The organism is Dapis hubbardiae BLCC-M172 (assembly GCF_050016015.1).
Taxonomy (GTDB): Bacteria; Cyanobacteriota; Cyanobacteriia; order Cyanobacteriales; family Microcoleaceae; genus Trichodesmium.
In genome coordinates this window covers 1-4948 of the sequence record NZ_JBNHEQ010000304.1, presented here as the reverse complement: position 1 = coordinate 4948, position 4948 = coordinate 1, and the positions used below count along the sequence as shown (strand labels likewise).

2 protein-coding genes are annotated in these 4948 nt (G+C 35.3%); both read left to right on the top strand.

The annotated features are described in order from the left end of the window. Nucleotides 1-1053: 1053 nt before the first annotated feature. A complete protein-coding gene (locus ACP6PK_RS28850) occupies nucleotides 1054-3249 on the top strand; it encodes a transglycosylase domain-containing protein (RefSeq protein WP_426564853.1) in 2196 nt (731 codons plus the stop codon). Nucleotides 3250-3760: 511 nt separating this feature from the next. Beyond that, nucleotides 3761-4873, top strand: a complete 1113-nt coding sequence (locus tag ACP6PK_RS28845) for a geranylgeranyl reductase family protein (protein ID WP_426564851.1) — start codon at nucleotides 3761-3763, stop codon at nucleotides 4871-4873. Nucleotides 4874-4948 lie beyond the last annotated feature (75 nt).

Genomic DNA, 4948 nt, shown 5'->3' with positions numbered 1-4948 from the left:
AATTTTCTCAACTTTCTTTGGAAGAGGGAAAGTTATAAATTCAAAAGTCAAAAGTAATTTCTGAGAACTGATAACTGATAACTGAAAAAAGGGAGGTATGCTTATCTTTATAAATTACAATTTTCTCAACTTTCTTTGGAAGAGGGAAAGTTATAAATTCAAAAGTCAAAAGTAATTTCTGAGAACTGATAACTGATAACTGAGAACTGAGAACTGAAAAAAGGGAGGTATGCTTATCTCTATAAATTACAATTTTCTCAACTTTCTTTGGAAGAGGGAAAGTTATAAATTCAAAAGTCAAAAGTAATTTCTGAGAACTGAGAACTGAGAACTGAGAACTGAGAACTGAAAAAAGGGAGGTATGCTTATCTCTATAAATTACAATTTTCTCAACTTTCTTTGGAAGAGGGAAAGTTATAAATTCAAAAGTCAAAAGTTATATCATGTCCGTTGGTATCGTTTGTGTAAAAGTTGGGTAAATATCTACCTGATCCAAGATTTTTCCTTCTCTTACTACTTCTTGCTTCTTGCTTCTTCCTTACCTTCTCTATACAATACCGATGCTACCCGACATGATATTATAGCGGTTTTCACTCATGTTGACTATAAAACTTCTTCCTTCTCTCCTAGATAATATGAGCCTTCTTCCTTTAAACTCAAATCTCTGTACTCTAAAAAACATGAAAACTGCTATAAAAGTAATCTGAGAATTATAGGTTTTCTATTCCCTAGTCTTTGCTCTTTCTATTTTTTATGGTCAAACACTGATAATAATAGCTCGTAGTTTTGCTAACTACGCCAAATATATCTGAAGGCGCTAAAGCGCAACTACAAACAAAAACTTTTTGATAGTGCCCTTATAGAAACATAATATTTTTGATAAGCATTTAATATTAAATCTCTCGACTTTAGATGATAAAATCATAGATTCATTAGTAGTATAAACCTTTGAGGTAGTAGGGTTTGGTCACCAAAACACTACAGTGCTAGTGGATTTGATATAACTAATAAAATCTTACTTAATAATAACAAAATAAATATAAAAGGAAAAAAGTGACTGATAAAGAACAGAAAAATATTCAAGAAATATTCTCAGAAACAGAAGCGAATATTATCAGAAAATCTAAGTATATAGAGTCTCAAGGTAGGAGGAATAAAAATAATTTCAACCCTGTATCAAAGATGTTGAGTAAAAAATTTGAAGATCCTCTACAAGCACCAAAATTTGATGATATAAAAAAACAGAAAAAACAAGCTAATGATACCCTAAAAAAGAACAGTAAAAATAGGAAGAATATAAATATAAAAGGAATTGTATTTAGTCGAAAGCTGTGGCTAAGATTAGGTTTGATTGGAGTTAGTAGTATTGTTATTTATGGTGGTTGGCAGTGGCGAAAATTAGAGCAAAGTTTACCAGCAATTACTGATATTTCTTCCTATAGTAGAGACGGTACTTTAACAATAAAAGCCGCCGATGGTAAAATTATCCAACAAACCGGACCTGCTACTAGAGAAAAAATTAAATTAGAAGATATTCCTACTCCTTTAGTTCAAGCTTTTATTGCTATTGAAGACAGACGTTTTTATGAACATAGAGGAGTTGATTATCGGGGAATTATTAGAGCATTTGTATTTAATATAATTGCTAGAGATGTAGTTCAAGGGGGTAGCACTATTACCCAACAGTTGGCGCGGATGGTTTTCCTGGATATGGAACAAACTATTTGGCGGAAACTCCGAGAAGCAATGTTAGCTTGGAAAATGGAAAAGGAGTTATCTAAAGAAGAAATTTTGGAACTATACCTAAATATAGTTTATCTGGGTTCCGGTGCTTATGGTGTAGCTGATGCTGCTTGGGTTTATTTTAGCAAACCAGTATCCGGTCTAACTTTAGCAGAAATGGCAACTTTGGCAGGTTTGCCTCCTGCACCTAGTCAATATTCGCCATTGGTTAACCCGGAAGCAGCTAAAGATCGCCGAAATTTAGTATTAGCGGAAATGAAAGCAGCAGGTTTAATTTCTGATGAGCGGGCAAAAACAGCGATCGCTAAACCTATGGCAGTACAACCTAGTGCGCCAAAACGTCTGATAGTAGAAGCTCCATATTTTGCTAACTATATTCAGAAAGAGTTACCCAAATATGTTTCCCCAGAAGTTTTGGCAAGAGGGGGGTTGACAGTGGAAACTACTCTGGATAGAAGTTGGCAAGAAATAGGAGAAAAGATAATTGAAGAAGCTGTTGATATTGATGGCGATCGCCAAGGGTTCGATCAGGCAGCATTAGTTGCTATTGACTCTACTAATGGAGAGGTGAAGGCATTAGTAGGAGGTCGAGATTTTGCCGAGAGCGAATTTAACCGAGCTATTCAGGCGCAACGTCAACCAGGTTCGACTTTTAAAAGTTTTGTTTATGCTGCTGCTGTTGCTGCTGGTTTTCCTCCCACTGATGGTTATCGAGACTTACCATTGACAGTAGATGGTTATAAACCGAAAAATTATGGTAAAAGGTATGCTGGTTGGCGATCGATGATTGATTCTTTGGCATATTCTATCAATGTGGTGGCAGTACAGGTATTGATGGATGTGGGGTTTGAACCTGTGATTAAGTTAGCTAAGGATATGGGGATTAAATCTGAGGTTAAAGCTACTTATTCTATGGCGTTGGGTACTTGGGAGGTGAATTTATTAGAGTTGACAAATGCTTATGCGACTTTTGCTGCACAGGGTAAGTATATTCCTGCTCATGGAATCAAAAAAATAATTAATCAAAATGGTGAAGTTATCTATGACGTTAATTTTAAACCAAAGCAGGTGTTAGATAAGGATACTGCAGCAATTGTTACCTGGATGTTGGAGAATGTTGTGAAATATGGTAGCGGGGCGAATGCTTATTTGTATGATCGCCCTGTAGCAGGTAAAACAGGTACGACTGAGGAGGCGCGAGATTTGTGGTTTATTGGTTATATTCCCCAAGTGGCAACTGGAATTTGGTTAGGGAATGATGATAACAAACCTACTTGGGGTGTGAGTAGTACGGCAGCATATAATTGGCAACTGTTTATGAGGGAGGTAGTTGAGGATATGCCAGTTAAAGATTTTCCTAAAAAACCCAGTTTTTACGATCGCAAACCTACTATTGAAGCTAAACCAGTGGAACCAAAATGGATTAGGTACGGGAATATTGGGCCTGATGGTAGAGAGTTAGAAAGGAGAAATTATTATAGAGATTATTATGATAGAAATTATTAAACTTTAAGGATAACTGATACTCTAATATTTATGCACTTAATCATATATAAATTATGAATCCTCATTGGTGAAAACTCCTAGTTTTTAGAGGGTTTGGAGACCAAACCCCTACCGTCTTGAAGTCTACCGATACTACCGGATTTGATATTATATTATATCCGGATAATTAGTGATAAAAAATTTTTATTTGTAGTAGGACTTGAGAAATATCTATCTATAGCAATTCTAAATAGGTTGTAAGATTTTATCGTAGGGGTTTGGTCTCCAAACCCTAGTCAACATAATGGGATTTGAAAACTAAACCCCTACAATTTTTCTCACAAATCATTTCATCTTGTTATATTATCGGGCTAGAGCAAAACTACTAGCTTGTAATTATCACTATTCAACCGGACATGATATGACTTCTTCCTACTCCCTATTTCCTATTTCCTATTTCCTATTTCCTATTTCCTATTTCCTATTCCCTATTCCCTATTCCCTATTCCCTATTCCCTACTCCCTAATTAAAATGTTTGATTGTATCATAGTTGGCTCCGGACCCGCAGGAGCAAGTGCGGCATATCATTTAGCAAAATACGGACGTTCTGTATTAGTTTTAGAAAAAGAAACTTTACCCCGATATAAACCCTGTGGAGGTGGAGTTTCTCCTATTGTTCAAGAATGGTTTGATTTTGATTTTTCACCTGCTATTTCTCTGAAAATTAACTCCATTCGTTATACTTGGAAAAAAGGCGATTTAGTAGAGGTAAAACTACAAAATCAACAACCTATTTGGATGGTACGCCGTGAAGTTTTTGATTATTTTATCGTTCAGCAAGCGCAAAAACAGGGAGCAGAAATTAGAGATAAAACTCCAGTTATCGGCATAGAATTTAAGCACAATAATTGGCAAGTTTATACAAATAATCAATCATTTACTTCTCCCTATTTAATTGCTGCTGATGGTGCTAAAGGTTCTATGGCAAAATGGTTAGGCTTTAAAAATCGTAAACGGTTTGCTGGTGGAGCAATGGAAATAGAAGTACCAGTGAAAAATCAACAAATTGATAGTGCTTATTTTGAATTTGGAATGTTAAATAATGGCTATGTTTGGAACTTTCCTAAAGCTGATGGATATTCAATAGGAGTCGGTACATTTTGGCGAAAACACGGTCAAAATTTTGGAACATTATTAACAGAATATGCCACGATGTTTGAGGTAAATATTCAAAATGTTCAGAAGTTTGGTCATCCTTTATGTTTATGGAATGGGAATCAAAAATTACATACTCAAAAAGCAGTTTTAGCTGGAGAAGCAGCTTGTATTGTTGACCCTTTTACTGCGGAAGGAATTAGACCTTCTATATTTACAGGTATTAAAGCAGCAACAGCAATTCATAATTCTCTAAATGGAGATTTATTTGCCCTAGAAAAATACAGTCAAATAATTAATGAAGAATGGGGAAAAGATATGGTTTGGGCGCAACGTTTAGCTCAAGGATTTTCTCGTTTTTCAAATATTGGTTATCAAGTAGGGGTGAAGCGACCTCGTGCTACTACTATTATGACGAAAATTTTGTCTGGAGAATTACGTTATTCTGATGTAGTTAGTTCTGCTTTACGAAAACTTTGGCAAAGGTAATTTCAGTTATCAGTTATCAGTTATATCATGTCCGGTTGAATAGTTATAAATAAAAAGGGAGGAGTCAGGAGTCGT

What these genes read in the sequence shown, in the direction of transcription:
- ACP6PK_RS28845 (WP_426564851.1), top strand. Translation starts at nt 3,761, where the DNA reads ATGTTTGATTGTATCATAGTTGGCTCCGGACCCGCAGGAGCAAGTGCG.